Consider the following 18,245-nt stretch of genomic DNA (forward strand, 5'->3'; position numbering starts at 1 on the left):
GTGCCAAGGTCATCGATGCTCAGGGCGAATCCCAAGCAGCGGAAAAGTTTCTGGAAGCCGCCGGAATTCTCTCCCAGAACGATCAAGCTATGCAGCTGCGTTACCTGACAACACTGCAGACAATCGCAAGCGATAGAAGTAATACCATTGTCTTTCCAATGCCAATGGAACTGATAGGCCGGCTTAGCCTGAAGGGTTCTGCAGGAGAGGAAAAATAAGACCGTGGATAATCACCCAATAGTTGATCGAGTTTAAAAGTAGAGATGTTGTTGCCTCGTATTATGGACCGATTTTCTAAGAAAACTCGTATCAGAGATTGCCCAATAATATATTTAAGCTGCACTCAAGTCTTGTGGGTGAACTATATCTATCGCTCAATCCGAAAATTTCCTTTTTCCCAGAGCATTAGAAGAACCTCCGGTTATTGGCGCACCAACCTCTTCTCGGAGGAATCCGCGACTGGTTCAAATGTTGACGCGAACGCAAAAAGCCCTGAACCAGAGGTTCAGGGCTTTTGTTATATGTTTGATCTATTGACCGAATTTTGGTTGCGGGGGTAAGATTTGAACTTACGACCTTCAGGTTATGAGTCTCTAATGTAGTAAGTTCTACTATAAGTTACTTTTCAATAACTTAGCCCACAAGCGACTGATACTGCTTAGCAACTCTCATATAACTTTAATGAAGTATACGACATCAAAAGACGTTATGTACAGCTCAAACTACGTACAGCGGTTGACGTGGTGTTGACGCAGAACTTTTAGTTTCCGTCATCCCAACGCTTGAGCAGGACGTAAAGGTAATCAGGATACTCTTACGATACAAACTCAGGTGAAACGAGCATCGTCTTAATCGTAAGCCTTTGCCAGCTTTAATGCCCGCTTTTGACTATCACTGAGTTTTTCATCTTTAACTGCGTTTGACCATGCAACTTTGAAGACTTGATCGTTTGAACTCTGGCACCAGGACAATGCTGCCGCGCCAAGTGGTGTCCAGCCGATGCCGTCACACATCTGAGCCCATCTTTTTGCGGGGAATGCCTCCAGTCTCTTCAGAAGGCTTAGATCTGTCTCGTCAATACGGGTCTGATTTTCGTTGCCACCGTCAACGCCCGCAGATGCAATCCAGAGAGGTTCGCTGGCGTGAAGGCCTTGCCATACATCCACTGGTGTGAGGCCCTCCCCTAAGTCAAATGCCCCGATCTTACTATCTTCTTTGTTAACCATCAAAAAACACATTCCCTGATCCTGCAGCAGCAGAACCACCACACCCTACGCTGTCGCTGACCCGACATGCTGCACGGCCATTTACGAAGACAGTTCCGGAGCCCGCAGCCATAGCCCTGCCATGTGACGGACATTTCTTGCATCCGTGAGCAGCAACCCCATCTCCGACCCGCACAACAGCAATTTTGTTGACGAACACATTAGGACTCCCAGCAACAGATGGTGTGGGCGGGAAACACCCGTGACCGGAGGCTATATCTCCCTTACGATATGCAGCTGGCATGCGCTTATCCTTATAACTGGTAAAAATTACGGTATTAATGTGGCTGGCTAGCTCTAACCTTCCAAAAATGCTCTTGAGCGTCCATCATCAGTTGATGGGTAAACTCAACATGATTCTTTGTGCCAAATCGGTAGTCATTGGAATGCTCTGTCGTCATCACTGCAGTTGTGTTTAATGTACCTTTTTCGCCAAGGGTAACCATTACTGAAACCAGATAGGGCAGGCTTCCTTTCTCATCCTCCAGCTCAAGATTTCCTGAAAAATTAAACAACTCGTTGTAAGATGTAATCTGCTCAAACCGTGGCAAAACAGCCCTCTCGATACCTGTAAAATGAAAGGGCCTATTGGAAGATACATTACTAATAAGTGATTTTGCATATTCACGTGCGATGTTTGCCGCTCTGTCAGGATCTACAGTAAATTTTCCCGCTTTAACTCTTTTATCACTAGAAGGAATGACAAAAGCAAGTGCAGCAGAATTGCCTAAATTATCGCCAACATCTAACCAGAAATCAAACTCAGCTTCTTTGCGACGCACTTCCATAGAAACTGCGCGTTTCCAATTACTTGGCATATGATACTTGAATTTATATTCTGGATCTTTCTCAAACAAGTATGCAGTTTCGAGAGACGCAACAATCGGGTCTTTTTGCACAACCTTAGCAAATTCAATTGATCCCACAAATGTCGCGATTGCGTCTTTGTACTGATCAAAGTAGTCCGCATCGAACCTACTGCGGATGATAAGAATATGTTGGCCTCGGCGCATGACGGAGATGCGATTGACAAGCATTACACCGCTTGAGTTGTCTCCACCCAATACCTCCCCAAAATCATGATCATGAGTAAATTCCCCAAAATTGAGTGCACCCCATTTAGAAGCCAGAAGCCTGCCATATCCAACGCCGAGAGCAACTCGTTCAGGAATGATTTTGGCCGCATATAGGCGTATCTCTAGCCGATCCCGGTTGAGAGGGTCGTAACCTATATACTCTTCGGTAAATTCGCTGACGACCTGAGCATCGTCAAGAACAGCTACTGGAGCATCAGCTTTGTTCCAAATAAAATCCTTCGGGGAGCTACTAGAAAAATTCAGATAACTATCAATAAAACTAAACGTACTTGTTTTTTTGTCAGCTTCTATAAGTGCGAATTTAACTGAGTCATTAGCCACGCTGCTGTTCCCTTGAAACATAAAAAGAACAAGTAAAAGGAGGACTTGTGCTATTTCTTTCTTCAACTTTATTTTCCTTTAATCTGAAAAGGGATTTGGTATTGCGCATGTTCCATCCCAGTACTTGTCTAGGCCAGTAGTCCCTAAACTCCCCTTCAAACCACCACCCACACCAGCAGTCCCTTTTAGTCCAGCCTCAGCCAGCAAGTTTCCACTTTCATGACCAATCTTGCCTTCAGCCTCTGCCCCAAACCCCACCTGACCAGAAGCTTTGACATTACCTGTAATACCTATTTTTGCACATTCACCCAAAGGCTCGACATCATCACCTGAGATGGAATTCCAACCTTTAATCAGTGGGTTTAAGATGTGCCAGGGCGTGATGCTTACCCCAAGTTCAGTAGCAACTTCACCAACATACACAGCTGATCCCAAACCTCCAGTTAAAGTAACCTCTTCTGCGGTTGCAACAAGTTTTACCTTCGCTTCAGCTTTTCCGGAAACAGCAGAGCCCTCAACTTGAACACTCACCAAGTTGTCTTTATTTGTACCAGCAGAACCTTCAAGAAAACTGCCTTTCAATTCAGCACCGGCCTGTGCTGTAAGACCCTTGCTCGTCCACTCAGTATCTGCCGCAGCTTTCCCGGATGTACTTAGGACTTTGCCTTTGCCGGAGAAGAACGAATCCTTCCCACCAAAATCTCCACTGGCTACAGATTCATCAAATAATTTGTCTTCTACACCAACTTTTGCAACACTAAACCCATCTTCCCATTTTCCTTTCAGATCGTTGTCGATAATGCGGCTACCATTAGGATTCCTCTGGGTGGCACCCGAGTTAACATCTCTTCGAATTCCCGATCTGCGCCCCGACTGAACACCGACGTCCTGCGTTTTGCGCTCTAGCCCAGATGCCTTAATCTCCCAACCCTCTTCTTGGGCTTTTTCTTCTTCCTTTTTTGGAGGCAGAGGAGGCAAAACGATATTAGTTTCACGCCCTTGAGCAAACTCTACCGCCTCTAGAACGTCAATTCCTGACGGATTATCCTCGGTACAGATAGGCGGCGGCGCTGAAACGGGCTGCCAGTCCTCTTGCTTACCCGGTTGGGCAGCAAACTTTTGATGAAGCGGTAGATCGGACATCAGCATCTTAACGGCAGCTTCAGTGCCATGCTTCAAGTGTTCCGGTTTCAAGACTAAAGGAGTATCAGATTGTTTTTCCGTACCCGGAAGGTACTGCCCCCAGCCTAGATACACAGGTTGACTTTTACCCAGTGCCCCAAGCGCTTGAACCAGTAACTCCCCTCCATATCCTAAAGATCCTAGTTCTGACCCAACGCGATCTTCCAAAATCTTCCTAATCTCAGACATGGATCACCTCAGTTCAGATTAATTTTGTCGGCTTCAAGTTGTATGTGTTTCCCTTTGAGAACGATGTTCCCCTCTTTAGACATGGACAAAACAGAGTTTTCGCCCACTTTGATGGTGAGCTGATCACCAACGCGAACATTCATAATTTGTCCGACATCGACTTCTTTTCTTCCTCTGACGATTGTACTCATAGCTTTACCGACCGTCTGTTGAAGTGACTGTCCTGCAACTATTGATTTGGTGACACCAACGACTTCAGAGGACGCGATGCTCACAACCTCTGACTTGTTCTTCTCGACAAAAATCTGCATGTTTCCTTTCGCGAAGTTGAAAGGATCTGGAATTTTCATCTTTTCCAGCAAGTTACCGGTCTTTGAGAACAGAAGGCGTGTCTTGGCCATGATCGTAGCCGATAAAGGGTTATCCCCGACCGCAATTGATAAGTTTCCAGAGATGACCTCGTCATGATCGCCTCCAACTTCGATCGATTTATCGTTACCAATTATTTCTGATTGGTCTCTTTCAACGCGTTTAGATCGATCATTCAGAACTTCGACGTTCATATCTTTTTGAGCATGGACATAGATTTCCTCGCGTCCGCCTTCATCTTCGAAGCGCAGCTCATTGAAACCCTCTGCCTTGTGACTATCAGATTTGATCGACATCCGTGTTTTATGGTCAGGAAGCTTATAAGGACTCTTGTTATTGTTGTGGTACGTCCGTCCCGTAATGATCGGCTGGTCCGGGTCGCCTTCGAGGAAGTCTACGATGACTTCGTGGCCGATGCGGGGGATGGCGATGTGGCCCCAGCTGGCGCCGGCCCAGTTGGAGGACACGCGGATCCAGCAGGAGGAGGTGTCGTTCTTGGCGCCATGGCGGTCCCATGGGAACCAGACTTTCACCCGGCCATGTTCATCGCAGTAAATCTCTTCACCTTCCGGTCCGGTGACATGGGCGATCTGCGGGCCGTCCACCAAAGGCTTTTTGAGCAGTTTGGGCCGGTATGGCAGGCGGGCGGGCATGACCTCAAACCCTGCACTGTAACTGGTGGTACCGCTGCCAGCTTCCTCAGCCACTGCTTGCGGCTGACTGCCCTGATGCGAGACAGTGAGCAAATGATACTTGATGTTGTAGTCGTCGTTCGGATGGTCCGTGAGCGCAAACTGATGACCGGCCATCAGGTGAATCGCATTGGTCGTGCCGTGGCCTGTGGTGGCCTCAACACGTGCTGCCTCCAGCCGGTGTTTTGTGAACGGCTTGCCAACACCATCGGCTTTGTAGCGCCCCGGATATTCATAGAGCGCATAATCTCCGGCAGAGCCGTTGTCCTCACCGCGCTGGTGGGCGTGTTGCTGGTTGTAAGGCGGGTTCTTGAAGGAATAATCACGCTGCATGAAGCTGGTGGCGCGCAGCTGCTCGCGCAGGACAAAGCTGTTGCAATAGACACCTTTGACAGCTCCACCAGCCATGGCGTTGTATTCCAACTTAGGCTGGTCCGGCAACTCGGAGACGATCTGCGGGTTATCAATGAACTGCAGCGTATGCTGGCCGTTGGCGCCATAGGTGAAATAGTACCAGATGCCTTCCTCAGCCGTGATGCGATCTAAAAAGCTTAAGTGACTTTCCCGGTACTGCACGCAGTATTCGCGGGCCTCATGAGGCTCGGTCAGATCCCACTTCACATCCTCTACGCCATGTTCTTTCAGCAGGATCTTAACGATCTCGGGCACGCTTTTCTTCTGGAAGATCCGGCAGTCAGAGCCATGAGCCAGCCGGTGCAGGCTGGGCAGCAGTGTGAGCGAATAACTGGTGCGGTGATGGCCTTCATTGCCCCGGGCAATCTCGGCAATCACCCCGGAGAGATGGCGCAGGCCCTCGTATTTATGATGGATGGTCAGCGTGGCGGGCGTATCCAGCAGGCTATGCAAGTCGAGAGCGTTGTCGGGGCTGGCAAGCTCAATCTGGATCTGCGTGAGCCCATTGAGACGCTCTGTTGCCGAGAACCCGGTGACCAGCAACTCCGCGTTGGGCTGCGCAGGAGCTGCAAAGGTGAAGGCCAGATCTTGTTCCTGGAAGAGCTGCGGGATTTGGACAATAGCATTCATAACAAACTCACTGGCAAAGGAAAAAATAAAGGAAGCATAAGAATTGAGAGTGGTCTGGCGGGCTTCGTTAGGGCCTCACTCTGGTGGCGGATAGGGTTTGCCAGTAGAGGAAGACGACGGACACAACACACCGGGAGCAACCAGTTTTTCATCGTCACGCTGGAAGTCATTCAGGAAAGTTTGGTCACAGGAGCGGTATCCAGCTGCGATAGCCTGAGTACGGGCGTAGTCGGTGAGCACAACCCCAAGAAAGGCCCCGCCAACAGCAACGGTTAGGAACACGACCGAAAAGCTTTTAACCGAGCTCTTGACCCATCGTTGCCCCCACGGTGTAAGAGCGAAATGGAGAACAGGAAGACAAAGCCCTCCAAGAACCCATTGGGTCTTTCCGCGCGGGACAATCAGAAGGTCCTGTGTCTGTCCGAATAAAAGAAAGATGTCAGAGAGGATGATCCAGCACAGAAAGATAACCAGACAATCCAAAAACAGCATTGCGACATGTGTCCGTTTGAGATCAGCAGCAAGCCAATTTGCGGATTTCTCAATGCGGTCAAAACACCAGTCAAACATCGCTACCTCCGGTAGATCTGGTTATACAGATCTGAACCGCCAAAGTGCCAAATGATCTCACGCTCTAGCCGGTACAAAAAACTATTGCTGCGGCGTTCAAACTCTTCCACCTTCTGGCGCATGGAAACTTGTGCTTCACGAATGATCTGCCCTGTCTCCTGAATTCCATGGGCAATTGCCTTACCTGTCCAGTGCAGAGCTTGGCCAAGTTTTTCCCGGATACCAAATGCCTTATCGAGTTCGGCTAAAGCAATACCAGCGATCATTCCAACAACGATCGCTCCTCCAGCAACTACAAGGGCGGGAAGCGCAATCACAGTCAGTCCAGCCAGCCAACCAGCTGCCAACGTCCCGGCAGCCAGTGCCACCGTACCAATAGCAACGTCGGTAATGATGTTGGCAAACAACTCATGATAGAGCTGCTCATCACTCATGATGAACTGCATCACATCGAGCACTACATAACAGGTGATCATGATGACTGCGTTTGACCTGCCTGCTGATTTTAGTGCCTCCGGGCCAATGCCAAAAGCAACGACTTTGGGGGACGTGGACAGATACCGTGTACCCTTCAAGGTCTCACGCAGAGCGGAGTATCCCTTAAACACCACATAGGTCTTGCCGTTCACTACCTTTGTGTAATAGCGCCCCTGCAGGCCGATTTCTTTTAAGAGTGTTTGACCACCCTTCATATCGCGTAGCAGCACTGGCAGGCTCGCCAGATCAAGGGCACCGCCAGTTGTTGTTCCAAGGCTTTGATGGGCGTCTACTACGGCTTGCGCAAAGAGCTCCATATCCATCACCACTGCTTCTTCCTGGCGTGGATTGATCAACTCTGCTGCCATACGTTGTTCCGCTAGCGGATAGACCATCAGAATATCTCCTTGTGGGGCTGTTCCCCTGGCCTGACCATCAAGCGGTGGCCGGGAAACTGATCCAGAAAGCCCCGGATCTCCAGCTCTTCTGACAGATCTTCGTGCAGAGCATCAGAAGACCGTTCAGGCCGGTCACGACCTTGCAAGACCACATGCGCCGTTCCTGCCGGATCGCACTCTTTGGGTGCAGCTTCAGCAATTGCCTCCACCTTACGCCGGCGCCACAGCAGGGCGCGAAAGAAGCTGCGCAAGTAACCGCGCTTCTCTGAGGCTTTGCCAGAGACAAATTGCATATTCCAACTCCGCAGATCACGCCCAAATCAAATGCTGCCTGGTGTGTACTCACCCATAGGCAGTGTCCGGGCCAAAGCTGGCCCGGATCTGACTTCCATTCCCATCAGGAAGGAAGGCTTAAGCAGCAGGTGCGCGCCAGTCGTCAGCACCAGAGGTGCCGGAGACTGTGTGCTCCCACATGATCTTGCGGTAAGATAGTTCAATGGTGATCAGCTGAGTGAAGTCAGCGTTCTTTGGATCCTGACAATGTGGCAGGCCACACTCGATGTTGGTGATCAGCGCATCTTCAAAGGAAGTGGTGAAGAAATGCTCCTGCTTGCCGGAAGAGTTGGTGCGGTACCATTTAACTTCACATTTAGGCAGCATCTCACCAGAGACCAGCGCATTATAAAGCAGCGGGATGGACTTGTTCATGGAGCAGGTGAACTTGAACGGAGTGTGCACGCGCTGACCAGCTGGCTGGCCGGACTGGATATCACGAGGAATGATGACGGTGTGATCAATGGCCTGCACCATGATCTCGTCTTCATGGCCTTCCTGCCACACGTTACCGACGGAATCTTCAGTAAACGCGCCTTGAGTGATTGGACCCTGAGTTGACCCTTCAATGGTGATATAAGCGGGTGTTGGCATAGTATGCTCCTGGTGAGCGCCCTCCGTTTGCGGAAAGACGCAGCAAAACAAATAAATGAACCCCATTTGACAACAATGGGCCACAGCCCCAGACACCAGTCTGCGACAGCGTACCAACACAATCGCAACTTGCATGCCAGAGTGAGGGGACTAGTCACAAAAACTTGCAATTCATCCTTATTCATTGAAATTACAAAGGAAAATAATTCTGAGGCGTGCGTAAACTTAGCCTGATTGCAGAGCATCAAGTTAAATGCCGCAACGTAATCTTGAGCCAAGGATGGCTTGAAACGCTAACACTCAAGATAAGTACCTGATAAATATAAGAAAACAGCGAGCCAATTTTGGCCTAATCCTGACCAACAATGGCCTGCCCATGAAATATAAGTGAAAATCAGGATAGCTCCTCAAAGGCAAGGCGTTATTTGAGCCGTATGAGAGACCCTTCGCGCTCTAAATGCCCTTCAAATCAGTCCCTTCGAGAAGCGCAGTTGTTGGCCCCTGCCAGCGAAAAACGGCCTTCCGATGAAGATCGCTCAGCATTATGCCTGACCTGCAATCTGGTTGAAGCTGGATGCTCTGCTTGTCGCTACTCATCTTCAATTTCTTTTGCAGGGGTGATTTTTCTCCTGATCTGGCACCTTATGCGTACCCTTCTACTTTTCACCACCTTTGAACGCCTTTCACTGCCTGTGAACGCCTATACGCCCAAGAGCTGCTCCGATTAGACTTCCTGCAAGTGTGAGAGCGCCCAACCATGAGACTTGGATCTTGCAAGAGCTGGCACACTACGCATTACTTGGATGTTATGTGAGGGGGGAGTGGATTGTGCCAAGTCGTCAGCGCTTTACTGAAAAGATCGCCCGCAATGCCACCCGTGGAGTTCGGCAGTACCAGCTGTTTGACAGCGTGGTGCCCGGCTTTGCGCTGGTGATCTATAAGTCCGGTACCAAGGCGTTTAACGTGTCCTACCGCGTCAATGGTCGGCAGCGTCGCTACACCATCGGCCAATGGCCAGCCTGGAGTGTGGTCGCAGCACGAGAGCGAGCCAAAACCATCCGCCGGGAGATTGAGCTTGATTGCGACCCGCTGGGCAACCGGGAGGCAGAACGTGTTGTCCCGCGTGTGAGCGATCTTATTGAGCGTTATATCGATGAACACCTGCCCAAGCTTGCCGCCCGCAATCAGGCAGACCAGATTTCCATGCTGACTAAACTGGTGCTGCCGCAATGGAAGAACCTCCTGGTGCGCGAGATTTCACCTGCGGATGTCAACAAGCTGCTCAGTAACGTAGCCGCTGGGCGACATCGTCCAACAAAGAAACTCAAACGCCGAAGCAAACCAAAATCCACACCGATCCGCGCCAATCGTCTGGGCGAGATCTTGCGCAAGATGTTCAATCTATCTGTACAGTGGAAGATGCGTCCTGATAACCCAGCGCAAGGGTTCCACAAGAGGCTAGAGAATGCCCGCGAGCGGTTCTTGTCACTTGATGAGATCAACCGTCTGTCTGAAGCGTTGGAGAACAGCAAAGACAAACGCGGGGCTGATGTGATTCGCCTCTGCCTTCTCACAGGCTCGCGTCTGGGCGAAGTAAGATTTGCCCGCTTTGAACAGTTCAACCTCGAACTCCTGACCTGGTTCAAACCAGCAACCAATACCAAACAGAAGCGTATCCACCGCCTGCCTATATCACCTGAGGTCGCTGACCTGGTGAGGAGACGCCAATCCGTTGTCTCTGAAGACTGCCCCTGGCTGTTTCCGGGAGACGTTTCCGGGCAACCAGTTCATGAAATGCGCCGGTATTGGCAAGGCATCTTGAAGCAAGCAGAGATTTGCGATGTGCGCATTCATGATCTGCGCCACACTTTTGCATCGCTACTTGTCTCTGGAGGCGCTTCATTGGAGGTGATCGGCAGGCTCTTGGGGCACACCCAAATGAGCACAACCCAGCGCTATGCCCATCTGATGGAATCTCCTTTGCGTGAGAGTGTTAATGCAGTTGCAGGTTATGTGACCGCCAAGCCACGCAGAAGCACGCAGCAAGTTGTGCCACCTCCTCCAACCTCACCTATCTTTTCTGCACCAACCTTGACTGCTAATTCTCCCGTGCCGTTTTCAGGGCCTGCCAAAGAGGCTGAATACGGCGGCGGATGGTACTCATATCAGGCGCCTCTCCGCTTGCAGAGGCCTCAATAAACCAGTCCTGCATCGCACTGGCGAGCTCATTCAGGGTGCTGGGGATGCCTTGTGTAAACAGATGGACACACAGCGGTGCCCACATTCCTTCCCAGTCATACTTCGGTTCACGTCCACCCCGATTGCCACTCCTGCCACTACACTGACCAAGAGCATGCTTTTCTTCAAAGCGATAAAGATCAGTCGCTGGAATCCAAAGCTCATCGGGCTGTACTGCCAGACCTTGCCTGGGGCAGGTGACATAAAGCAATTCGGCACCTTTCTTGCGCAAAGGGATCACGCGGTGCACGAGGCAGGTGCGTGCAGGTACCCCCGCGGTTCCCAGCATTTTGAACAAATCCGATCCGCACAGCTCCACCATCCCACACACTTTTTGTGCCCCGCACACAACCAGTGGCGTACTGGTAACGAGACGAAAACGCCCCGCCTCAGCCCAGCCTGCAATGGTGGCAAGTGGAACACCCCAACGCGCCTCAGCTTCAAAAACTGTGAAATACTCTTTTGATGGCAGCGTCATTGGTATCCCTCCCCTGTGGCATCCAGCTTCTCTTGGGCCTCATCAAAGAACACATCACCGCATGTAGTTCGCATTCAACCTGCCGTTTAGGTCAGGCTATTTCCAGAAAAACTTAAGACCTTTACCGGTTTACAACAGGCAAGTTTCTCAAATCAGCACGTCCAGCAGAGTTGATTTGACCAGAATATCAACTGTTTGAAATACTGAAGGTTTTTGTTGCAACCCAATCTCTAAAACTGACCATTGATATCTATGGGATATTCCAAATCTTCATGAACTCACAGGGGCAGTTGCGGCCTTTGGTTTGAGGCCTCCGATGCATCGGCTGGATTACCGGGGAGCAGCCTTAAGAAACAGTCCGGTTGTCCTCAATAGGCGTTGCCTTAATGTTTGAACGCCTATGAACGCCTTTCACTGCCTTTGAACGCCTATACGCCCATTTACCCTCCATGCTTAGCTTTTCCGCAAACCGTTTGAGCCCAAGCGGTTCGGCTTTGGAGGAGCACATGGAAGACAACGTCCCTACCCCGGAACTTGAACCTGAACAGACACAACCCAGGGCCATTCTTGATGGCTGGATGACACGGGCTGAACTTGCCAAAGAGCTTGGCGTTTGTGTCGACACGCTGGGCCGCTGGCAGACCATGCGCATTGGCCCGCCATGCGTGCGCACCGGGCGCCGGGTATTTTACCGCCGCGCCTCTGTCATTGAATGGCTCAAGCAAAAGGAAATCCGCGAAAACCGGATCTCAAACTTATGAGCGTTCAAGCCATCACCTGGGCCTATGGGTGCACTGAGATCACCGATCCAATCGAGAAGTTTGTGCTCATCACCATTGCCAACTTTGCAGATGAATATGGCCTGTGCTGGCCCTCGCAAGCCACGTTGCAGAAGGCTTGCTGTTGCTCGGAGCGCAAGCTGCGCAATTGTCTAACCCATCTGGAAGCACTGGGCCTGATCACCCGCTATCAGCGTCGCCGTGCCAATGGCTCTCGTCGGTCCGATATTTTCGTCCTCACTGGCTTTGACGGGCGAAGGCCTATTCCCAATCAAAATGACCATCCAGCCCTAGAAAACTTGCCGGCGATCAAACCGGGAACAACCAACCGGCATAGTGTGCCGGAAGGACCTGCCAGCAACCGGCACGTGGTGCCGCACCAACCGGCATGTGGTGCCGCTACCAACCGGCACGTGGTGCCCCCCTTGAACCGTCATTTAGAACCATCAAAAGAACCTTTTCCCCCTATCCCCCAAAACCCGGCCTGTGAACAACTTCGGGCAAAACCTCAAAGACCAGCCAAGGAGAAATCCCATGAGCAATCTGTTCGATCCCATGAACCCTCCAAGCGCAAAAAATCCATTTCCCATGTTTGGCAGAGAGCCTGGGATGAGGCTGTTACAGCAGCTGATAGTCTCCCGGCCAGAACGACGACTAGCACCAAGAACGGCTCAGGAGATTGAGGAACTGGAGCAACTGCTCAGCACACTCACCAAGGCCAATGCACCCGGCGGGTCAAATCCAGTGAGCCTGGCTGTTGGTCAGCTTCTCAATCACTATCCGCAAAAACGGCTCTCACCAGAGGCCATCACACAGCTGATTGAGGATTGGATTCAAGATCTGGGCGGCTATCCAACCGATGTGATCTTTGCCACCTGTCAAGCCTGGCGACGCAGCAGCAAAACGATTGCTCCCACACCCGGTCAATTGATCACCCTTGCAGAACCCATCATGGCAGCGCGGAACTTCCACATCCGCGTGCTGCACAGCGTACTGGAAGCGCAAGTCACCTCAAAAGCATCCACCTAGAGGGTCGTATGGTGCTCACCACCACACAGATCGTCGACCGGCTTGAGCTTGCGGCCAGCACGTTACGACGGCTTCCAAATCCGCCAAGATCTACACCAAGGCGGGACGGCAACACCTGGCCGCAAGTCATCCATGATGTTCATGAGGCTTATGGCTACAACAAGACCCAAATCCGAACAGTGCCCAGCGCCAAAGACATTCAGCGCATGGAAGAAGCCATCGATTGGCTACGATACGTTCCTGAACCTGATGATAGAAAAATACTCTGGATGCGGGCAGAAGGTTACCGCTGGCGACCCATCTGCATTCAGGTCGGGCTTACTCGCTCCACCGCCCATCGCCGTGCTGTGGCTGCTGTTCTGACCATACAAATTAAACTGAAGGGCTCTACCTAGTCCCCAGCACAATTCAACGAATGATGTGATTCAAATTTGCACACTGGCCTGTTTTACTTTTCAAGAAAGCAAGAATTGGGAAGCCCCATATATCAGAAGCGTGCAACTGGTGTACTTTACAAAAATCGCCTGATGGTTCCCAAATTGAGGATGCAGCTGCATGTTGAAAATTGATTACAAGCGGGAGCTTAAAGTGCTCTACAAACCCTCAGCAAAGCATGTTGTTGAGGTAGATGTTCCCGCCATGAACTTTCTCATGGTTGACGGCAAGGGCGAACCTGGTTCAAAAATCTACAGCGAAGCAATTGAGGCGCTTTATTCCGTTTCCTATACTCTCAAGTTCATGATCAAACAGAGCAATACTGGCATTGATTATGGAGTTATGCCGCTCGAGGGCTTGTGGTGGGCCGACGACATGTCTGACTTCATCAATGACAACAAACCCAACTGGATATGGACGATGATGATCATGCAGCCTGAGCTCATAACCCGAGATCTGGTGAAAAGAGCGGTAGACCAAGTCAAAGCTAAGAAGGACTTGCCCGCGATTAACAAGATTCGATATGAGACCTTTCACGAAGGCCTGACTGCCCAGACGTTGCATGTTGGTCCCTTCTCCGAAGAAGGACCTACAATTGAACTGGTGCATACTTTCATAAATCAGAACGGAAAACGCTTACGCGGCAAGCACCATGAGATTTACCTTACGGACATTCGCAGAGCAGCTCCTGAGAATTGGAAGACCGTCATCCGTCAACCAATGTCATAAAGCTCAGAAATACAGTGCCTCGACAAAGATCGTCTCTCACCCGCTAATCCTATGGGTTTGTGGAGGAATTCGGTTTCCTTGCATTGACACCTTGCCACATTCATCGCATGGTCCTCTTGAGGCATCACAACCTCTTTCAAGTAGCGGTCACCGCTGCCGTTATTCGGCGGTCAATTTGTGTTTGGAGTTAGCCCTCCTTACGCAAGCTCTCGCTTATGGGCGGGAGGGCGGTGAATACAATACCCCTTCGCGGGGGAATAAACCCGCCTGTCTACTTGCAGGTTGTGAACCTCCCGCTCACCAGTGGGTTGTCACAAACCTTCTGCTGAGTGGTTGTTCAACACCCAAAGTAGAGGGCTTGAAATGACAGAAACTGGTAAAGAGAAATGTGCCCATACGTCCCTTCGCAATGAAGTGGATCAGCTTCAATTATCAACCAACCACCTCAAAAATCTAGTCTATTCCATGAGCGTGGTGATGAGCGAACGCATGGAGCACACACAAGAATATGAAGCGTTGCTGACGCTGTTTGATACTGTGCGCAATCACATAGAAAATGCGCAGGCAAGTAGCGAGAGGATCTCCGATCTGCTTGATCCTTGTGCACTGGAAGTCTCAAAAGACTAAAAAATATGGAATACTGAGAGGTCTTGCCTCTCATGGAATATTCTGGCTTGGGAGGTGCAATGCCTCTCAGGCCTTTTTGATTCTGACCTGAGTTTCCAATGATCATCCATAGACCGGGAAGGGGCTTCACTAGAGACCCGGAAGGGGTATTGGCCTCCATTGCCTCAGATCAGGCTTCTGGCTGAACCATCCTGCCAAAAGACAAACCCCGCACGAGGCGGGGTACAATCCATATCCTGAAATCTGCCTGGCTCAAATCAGCCCGAGTTCTCGCAGTGTGGTCGCTGCGTCAAAGAGCTGGTTGGTGTTTACTTCCACCATGAGTGTCATGCTGTCTGCGTTGACGCGGGCCTTAATCGCGGCTTTGTCGTCGAGTGCGTGGGCAATCGGGTCACAGGCCTCATATGGCCGATTTGCGTTAAACCCTGCCTTGGTTAAGTCGTGTGCTGCAATTCTGATTGTGCTGGTTCTCATAGAACCTCCTCCATTCAGCGGGCACCCTGCCCGGCTTCACGACCGCAACCCCGCTCCTCTGGCGGGGTCAGGCTTATTTACGGGCTGGGCTAGATTCAGGCTTCCAGTTCTGCTGCTAACTTGTCTCTGGCGGCGCTTAGCATGTCCAGGTAGGCGCCGCCTCGGTGCAGGATGATCTTGCCCGCCCACAACTCTTCGGCGTTCTTGTCGCCAAAGACCTCTCGCATTTCCTCATTTGTGTAGCGCAGGATATCGGAACCCCATTGGGGGTGTTCTGTGTAGATATAATTCACGTGCATGGCGCTTGCTCCTCTTGATGCGTGTGCTCTCTACACATGGCCTGCACGCGCCTATTCAGGTACCGCGCAATGCCATACCCGTCCTCACAATCAAGGGCTTATAGGTGTCATACCGTTGATCTCGTAGGTGCATGAGGGCCCGCTTAGTGTGGCGAGCGCGCGCTTTCAAACAAGAGGTGCCTTGCTTGCTGATGCCGTCTATTCCCGGCTGCTATCGTCTCGCGACCGCTTTGGGCTGGGTTCAATTGCGTCCTGCCGCACTCCCCAACAAATGACCCCGCACTTCTGGCGCGACAGAAACAGGCTGGTTCGGGCAGATTATCGCTATGCTCAGTGGAGCTGCGATCTCCTCCTCCAATCGCAGTCAAGCCGCACAAAGCCACTTGCACAATCCCATACCATGCATCCCCTACCCCGACTTTTGGGTCCTTCCGGGCCGCATTCGTATGCGGTGGGGCTTTGCGCACCAGATCGCCAGTTACAGAGGAAAATTTTGGGTTCGCACTTTGGGTTCGCGGTTCGCACCTAGCGGAAACGATTGAGAGCGTTGCACTGCAACATATCCGACTCAAGATATTGGAAGATCAAATGAATTTTAGATAGCACTCAGATCATAGAGTTCGCCTTCTGGGTGCGAACCTTGAGTTTTGGGTTCGCACCTTAGGTTCGCACTTCAGAGCTCAGCCAGTACAACTACTGCTTGACATCAAATGAACAGTAAATCGATTCTATCTCACCTTTTAGATCATCTTCAATGTGAGCACTGAAGGTGAAGATCCCAAGCTCTGGAACGTCTAGACCGTAATCTCCGATATGGACCTTCACTCCCATTGCAATCAGCTCTTTGCGAAGTTCAGTAATCGAAGAGGGAAACAGGTTGACTTCACCCCAGAATAAATCCTCGCCACCTTTGGGGTTGAACACCTCCACCCCTTTGCATTTACCATCTGCATAGTAAAATACATGCATCTCTGGGGCCTTAATGTCACTTGTTGGAAAGCTAGAGGACAGTCCACCCTTCAAGAACATTTGATGTCTGGAGAAATAATGAACTACCTCACTAAATGGCTGGTGCTTGTAAAGTTCCGCTGCGCCTAAATATTTATTGCCCGTTGGAATATCGATTATTCTCTGTCGAGGTACCAGTTGCATTACAGCCTCTACTTAAAACAAATATGTTATTCTATGATCCAGATGCATATCACCATTAGGCGATTTCTCCCAGATAGTTAGGAGTTGATCTTTGCAAGTTGAGATGATGTCCATCGCAACGCTGGTGCCTTATGCCCGCAACGCACGAACACATCCCGATTGGCAAATCACCCAGATTGCAAGTTCCATTGCCGAGTTTGGTTTTACCAACCCGATCCTAGTCGGCGCTGAGAACGATATTATCGCTGGCCACGGGCGTTTGCTGGCAGCACAAAGACTGGAGCTCGAGCAAGTCCCTGTTATCCGATTAGCGCATCTGTCTGAGGTGCAGCAGCGAGCCTTGATCATTGCCGATAACAGGATCGCGGAAAACGCTGGCTGGGACGAAGCCCTACTCCGCGAAGAACTGGCAGCACTTAGCGATGATAGTTTCGATCTGGATGTGCTCGGGTTTTCTGATGAGGAACTCGGCGAGCTTCTGGGGTTTGGAGGTGAGAACGCCCCTCTTCCTCCACCTGGCGATGAGGACTATATTCCCTCTCCCGAACCGGTTCATGCTTCAGTTCCCGGTTCTATCTGGCACTTAGGAGAGCACCGGGTCATGTGCGGCGATAGCACATCTGCGGACCACATGGGCGCTTTATGCGAGGATGAGCTGGTCGATGCGGTCTGGACCGATCCGCCGTACAACGTCAATTACGAGGGCGTGGCAGGAAAGATCAAGAACGACAATCTCAGTAAAGGCGCATTCCGGGAGTTTCTGTCAGATGCCTTTTCCTGCACCTCAGCTGTGATGCGCTCTGGTGCTCCCATCTATGTGGCGCACTCTGAGACTGAAGGCGTGAGTTTCCGGCGTGCTTTTGTAGAGGCCGGATTCAAACTGTCCAGCTGCCTCATCTGGGTCAAACCGGCTTTGGTGATTGGGCACGCCGATTACCAGTGGCGCCACGAACCTATCCTCTACGGCTGGAAACTTGGAGCCTCTCACAGCTGGTATGGCGGGCGCACTAATACGACTGTGTTCGAGGACAATGGCAAATCATTGCGGGTAATGCCGGATGGCAGTTTGCAAGTTGATCTGGGAGATCAGGTGGTGGTCGTTGAAGGTGAGAAGATGACTATGCGATCACTCGACAGCACTGTCATCCATCACGACAAGCCAGTGAGAAGCGCTGAGCACCCAACCATGAAGCCTGTCTCCCTCATTCAGCAAATGCTAGAGAATTCAACTGACCAAGGCGATCTAGTGTTGGATCCGTTTGGTGGCTCAGGTTCCACACTGATTGCCTGCGAAAAGTTAGGGCTCAAGGCACACCTCATGGAGCTTGATCCCAAATACTGCGATGTGATTGTGGCCCGCTGGCAAGAATACACTGGTAGACAAGCCACTCTTGCAGGTGATGGCCGCAGCTTCGACGATATCCGCACTCTTGTAAGTGCCTGAACCTCATCCACCAACATGAACAGCAAATGC

Annotated in this window: 21 protein-coding genes and 1 pseudogene; 9 read left to right on the forward strand and 13 right to left on the reverse strand. The window is 50.9% G+C overall.

The features are described from left to right. Positions 1–218 (forward strand): annotated as a pseudogene (locus PsAD26_RS23340) (slipin family protein); the annotation flags it as partial. A gap of 630 nt (positions 219–848) precedes the next feature. Here the strand turns inward: PsAD26_RS23340 and PsAD26_RS23345 are convergent. The 9 genes from PsAD26_RS23345 to PsAD26_RS23380 form a co-directional block, all read right to left on the reverse strand. Further along, a complete protein-coding gene (locus PsAD26_RS23345) occupies positions 849–1,226 on the reverse strand; it encodes a hypothetical protein (RefSeq protein ID WP_084403808.1) in 378 nt (125 codons plus the stop codon). Further along, entirely contained in the window at positions 1,219–1,509 is a 291-nt protein-coding gene (locus PsAD26_RS29115; RefSeq protein ID WP_084403809.1) for a PAAR domain-containing protein, read from the reverse strand. Before PsAD26_RS29115 ends, PsAD26_RS23345 begins: the two co-directional genes overlap by 8 nt. A gap of 34 nt (positions 1,510–1,543) precedes the next feature. Continuing rightward, entirely contained in the window at positions 1,544–2,749 is a 1,206-nt protein-coding gene (locus PsAD26_RS23350; RefSeq protein WP_063312336.1) for a hypothetical protein, read from the reverse strand. 12 nt (positions 2,750–2,761) lie between these two features. After that, positions 2,762–4,054: a hypothetical protein gene (locus tag PsAD26_RS23355; protein WP_153041561.1), complete on the reverse strand. Its 1,293-nt coding sequence runs from the start codon at positions 4,052–4,054 to the stop codon at positions 2,762–2,764. An 8-nt stretch (positions 4,055–4,062) separates the two neighbouring features. Then, positions 4,063–6,159 carry a type VI secretion system tip protein VgrG gene (locus tag PsAD26_RS23360; protein ID WP_153041562.1) on the reverse strand — a complete coding sequence of 699 codons (2,097 nt, stop codon included), beginning with the start codon at positions 6,157–6,159 and terminating at the stop codon, positions 4,063–4,065. 75 nt (positions 6,160–6,234) lie between these two features. Beyond that, entirely contained in the window at positions 6,235–6,729 is a 495-nt protein-coding gene (locus tag PsAD26_RS23365) for a hypothetical protein (protein WP_063287044.1), read from the reverse strand. 2 nt (positions 6,730–6,731) lie between these two features. Further along, the gene (locus PsAD26_RS23370; protein WP_063312338.1) at positions 6,732–7,601 is read right to left on the reverse strand and encodes a hypothetical protein; all 870 of its coding nucleotides are present in this window, start codon (positions 7,599–7,601) and stop codon (positions 6,732–6,734) included. After that, complete coding sequence (locus PsAD26_RS23375) at positions 7,601–7,897, reverse strand: hypothetical protein (protein ID WP_063312339.1); 297 nt, start codon at positions 7,895–7,897, stop codon at positions 7,601–7,603. Before PsAD26_RS23375 ends, PsAD26_RS23370 begins: the two co-directional genes overlap by 1 nt. A 118-nt stretch (positions 7,898–8,015) precedes the next feature. Further along, positions 8,016–8,531 carry an Hcp family type VI secretion system effector gene (locus tag PsAD26_RS23380; RefSeq protein WP_057465969.1) on the reverse strand — a complete coding sequence of 172 codons (516 nt, stop codon included), beginning with the start codon at positions 8,529–8,531 and terminating at the stop codon, positions 8,016–8,018. Between the two features lie 828 nt (positions 8,532–9,359). On the opposite strand from PsAD26_RS23380, the gene PsAD26_RS23390 reads away from it, so the two are divergent. Continuing rightward, on the forward strand, positions 9,360–10,730 hold the full coding sequence (locus PsAD26_RS23390; RefSeq protein ID WP_084403810.1) for a site-specific integrase: 1,371 nt from the start codon (positions 9,360–9,362) through the stop codon (positions 10,728–10,730). Here PsAD26_RS23390 and PsAD26_RS29515 read toward each other — a convergent pair. After that, entirely contained in the window at positions 10,630–11,247 is a 618-nt protein-coding gene (locus PsAD26_RS29515; protein WP_153041563.1) for a hypothetical protein, read from the reverse strand. The two genes, PsAD26_RS23390 and PsAD26_RS29515, sit on opposite strands and share 101 nt — an antisense overlap. Positions 11,248–11,753: 506 nt before the next feature. On the opposite strand from PsAD26_RS29515, the gene PsAD26_RS23400 reads away from it, so the two are divergent. The 6 genes from PsAD26_RS23400 (at position 11,754) to PsAD26_RS23425 (ending at position 14,846) form a co-directional block, all read left to right on the forward strand. Beyond that, complete coding sequence (locus tag PsAD26_RS23400; protein ID WP_057464045.1) at positions 11,754–12,008, forward strand: helix-turn-helix domain-containing protein; 255 nt, start codon at positions 11,754–11,756, stop codon at positions 12,006–12,008. Next, entirely contained in the window at positions 12,005–12,709 is a 705-nt protein-coding gene (locus PsAD26_RS23405; protein WP_063312342.1) for a helix-turn-helix domain-containing protein, read from the forward strand. Before PsAD26_RS23400 ends, PsAD26_RS23405 begins: the two co-directional genes overlap by 4 nt. Then, complete coding sequence (locus PsAD26_RS23410) at positions 12,636–13,055, forward strand: hypothetical protein (protein ID WP_153041564.1); 420 nt, start codon at positions 12,636–12,638, stop codon at positions 13,053–13,055. Before PsAD26_RS23405 ends, PsAD26_RS23410 begins: the two co-directional genes overlap by 74 nt. Positions 13,056–13,063: 8 nt before the next feature. Further along, positions 13,064–13,450: a DUF6362 family protein gene (locus PsAD26_RS23415; RefSeq protein ID WP_063297187.1), complete on the forward strand. Its 387-nt coding sequence runs from the start codon at positions 13,064–13,066 to the stop codon at positions 13,448–13,450. 160 nt (positions 13,451–13,610) lie between these two features. Beyond that, on the forward strand, positions 13,611–14,219 hold the full coding sequence (locus PsAD26_RS23420) for a GyrI-like domain-containing protein (protein ID WP_063312343.1): 609 nt from the start codon (positions 13,611–13,613) through the stop codon (positions 14,217–14,219). Between the two features lie 363 nt (positions 14,220–14,582). Continuing rightward, positions 14,583–14,846, forward strand: a complete 264-nt coding sequence (locus PsAD26_RS23425; protein ID WP_063312344.1) for a hypothetical protein — start codon at positions 14,583–14,585, stop codon at positions 14,844–14,846. Positions 14,847–15,098: 252 nt separating this feature from the next. Here the strand turns inward: PsAD26_RS23425 and PsAD26_RS23430 are convergent, their stop codons facing one another. The 3 genes from PsAD26_RS23430 to PsAD26_RS23440 form a co-directional block, all read right to left on the reverse strand. After that, the gene (locus tag PsAD26_RS23430; RefSeq protein ID WP_063312345.1) at positions 15,099–15,320 is read right to left on the reverse strand and encodes a hypothetical protein; all 222 of its coding nucleotides are present in this window, start codon (positions 15,318–15,320) and stop codon (positions 15,099–15,101) included. 95 nt (positions 15,321–15,415) lie between these two features. Then, entirely contained in the window at positions 15,416–15,619 is a 204-nt protein-coding gene (locus PsAD26_RS23435; protein ID WP_063312346.1) for a hypothetical protein, read from the reverse strand. 693 nt (positions 15,620–16,312) lie between these two features. Then, entirely contained in the window at positions 16,313–16,771 is a 459-nt protein-coding gene (locus tag PsAD26_RS23440) for a hypothetical protein (protein WP_153041565.1), read from the reverse strand. Positions 16,772–16,862: 91 nt separating this feature from the next. Between PsAD26_RS23440 and PsAD26_RS23445 the strand changes: the two genes are divergently transcribed. Beyond that, positions 16,863–18,215: a site-specific DNA-methyltransferase gene (locus PsAD26_RS23445; RefSeq protein ID WP_153041566.1), complete on the forward strand. Its 1,353-nt coding sequence runs from the start codon at positions 16,863–16,865 to the stop codon at positions 18,213–18,215. Positions 18,216–18,245 lie beyond the last annotated feature (30 nt).

This window comes from Pseudovibrio sp. Ad26, from assembly GCF_001623285.1.
In the GTDB taxonomy this organism is placed as follows: domain Bacteria; phylum Pseudomonadota; class Alphaproteobacteria; order Rhizobiales; family Stappiaceae; genus Pseudovibrio; species Pseudovibrio ascidiaceicola.

What these genes read in the sequence shown, in the direction of transcription:
- PsAD26_RS23400 (WP_057464045.1), top strand. Translation starts at nt 11,754, where the DNA reads ATGGAAGACAACGTCCCTACCCCGGAACTTGAACCTGAACAGACACAA.
- PsAD26_RS23425 (WP_063312344.1), top strand. Translation starts at nt 14,583, where the DNA reads ATGACAGAAACTGGTAAAGAGAAATGTGCCCATACGTCCCTTCGCAAT.
- PsAD26_RS23415 (WP_063297187.1), top strand. Translation starts at nt 13,064, where the DNA reads ATGGTGCTCACCACCACACAGATCGTCGACCGGCTTGAGCTTGCGGCC.
- PsAD26_RS23355 (WP_153041561.1), bottom strand. Translation starts at nt 4,054, where the DNA reads ATGTCTGAGATTAGGAAGATTTTGGAAGATCGCGTTGGGTCAGAACTA.
- PsAD26_RS23410 (WP_153041564.1), top strand. Translation starts at nt 12,636, where the DNA reads ATGAGGCTGTTACAGCAGCTGATAGTCTCCCGGCCAGAACGACGACTA.
- PsAD26_RS23375 (WP_063312339.1), bottom strand. Translation starts at nt 7,897, where the DNA reads ATGCAATTTGTCTCTGGCAAAGCCTCAGAGAAGCGCGGTTACTTGCGC.
- PsAD26_RS23420 (WP_063312343.1), top strand. Translation starts at nt 13,611, where the DNA reads ATGTTGAAAATTGATTACAAGCGGGAGCTTAAAGTGCTCTACAAACCC.
- PsAD26_RS23345 (WP_084403808.1), bottom strand. Translation starts at nt 1,226, where the DNA reads ATGGTTAACAAAGAAGATAGTAAGATCGGGGCATTTGACTTAGGGGAG.
- PsAD26_RS23435 (WP_063312346.1), bottom strand. Translation starts at nt 15,619, where the DNA reads ATGCACGTGAATTATATCTACACAGAACACCCCCAATGGGGTTCCGAT.
- PsAD26_RS29515 (WP_153041563.1), bottom strand. Translation starts at nt 11,247, where the DNA reads ATGACGCTGCCATCAAAAGAGTATTTCACAGTTTTTGAAGCTGAGGCG.
- PsAD26_RS23440 (WP_153041565.1), bottom strand. Translation starts at nt 16,771, where the DNA reads ATGCAACTGGTACCTCGACAGAGAATAATCGATATTCCAACGGGCAAT.
- PsAD26_RS23430 (WP_063312345.1), bottom strand. Translation starts at nt 15,320, where the DNA reads ATGAGAACCAGCACAATCAGAATTGCAGCACACGACTTAACCAAGGCA.
- PsAD26_RS23360 (WP_153041562.1), bottom strand. Translation starts at nt 6,159, where the DNA reads ATGAATGCTATTGTCCAAATCCCGCAGCTCTTCCAGGAACAAGATCTG.
- PsAD26_RS23365 (WP_063287044.1), bottom strand. Translation starts at nt 6,729, where the DNA reads ATGTTTGACTGGTGTTTTGACCGCATTGAGAAATCCGCAAATTGGCTT.
- PsAD26_RS23370 (WP_063312338.1), bottom strand. Translation starts at nt 7,601, where the DNA reads ATGGTCTATCCGCTAGCGGAACAACGTATGGCAGCAGAGTTGATCAAT.
- PsAD26_RS23380 (WP_057465969.1), bottom strand. Translation starts at nt 8,531, where the DNA reads ATGCCAACACCCGCTTATATCACCATTGAAGGGTCAACTCAGGGTCCA.
- PsAD26_RS23405 (WP_063312342.1), top strand. Translation starts at nt 12,005, where the DNA reads ATGAGCGTTCAAGCCATCACCTGGGCCTATGGGTGCACTGAGATCACC.
- PsAD26_RS29115 (WP_084403809.1), bottom strand. Translation starts at nt 1,509, where the DNA reads ATGCCAGCTGCATATCGTAAGGGAGATATAGCCTCCGGTCACGGGTGT.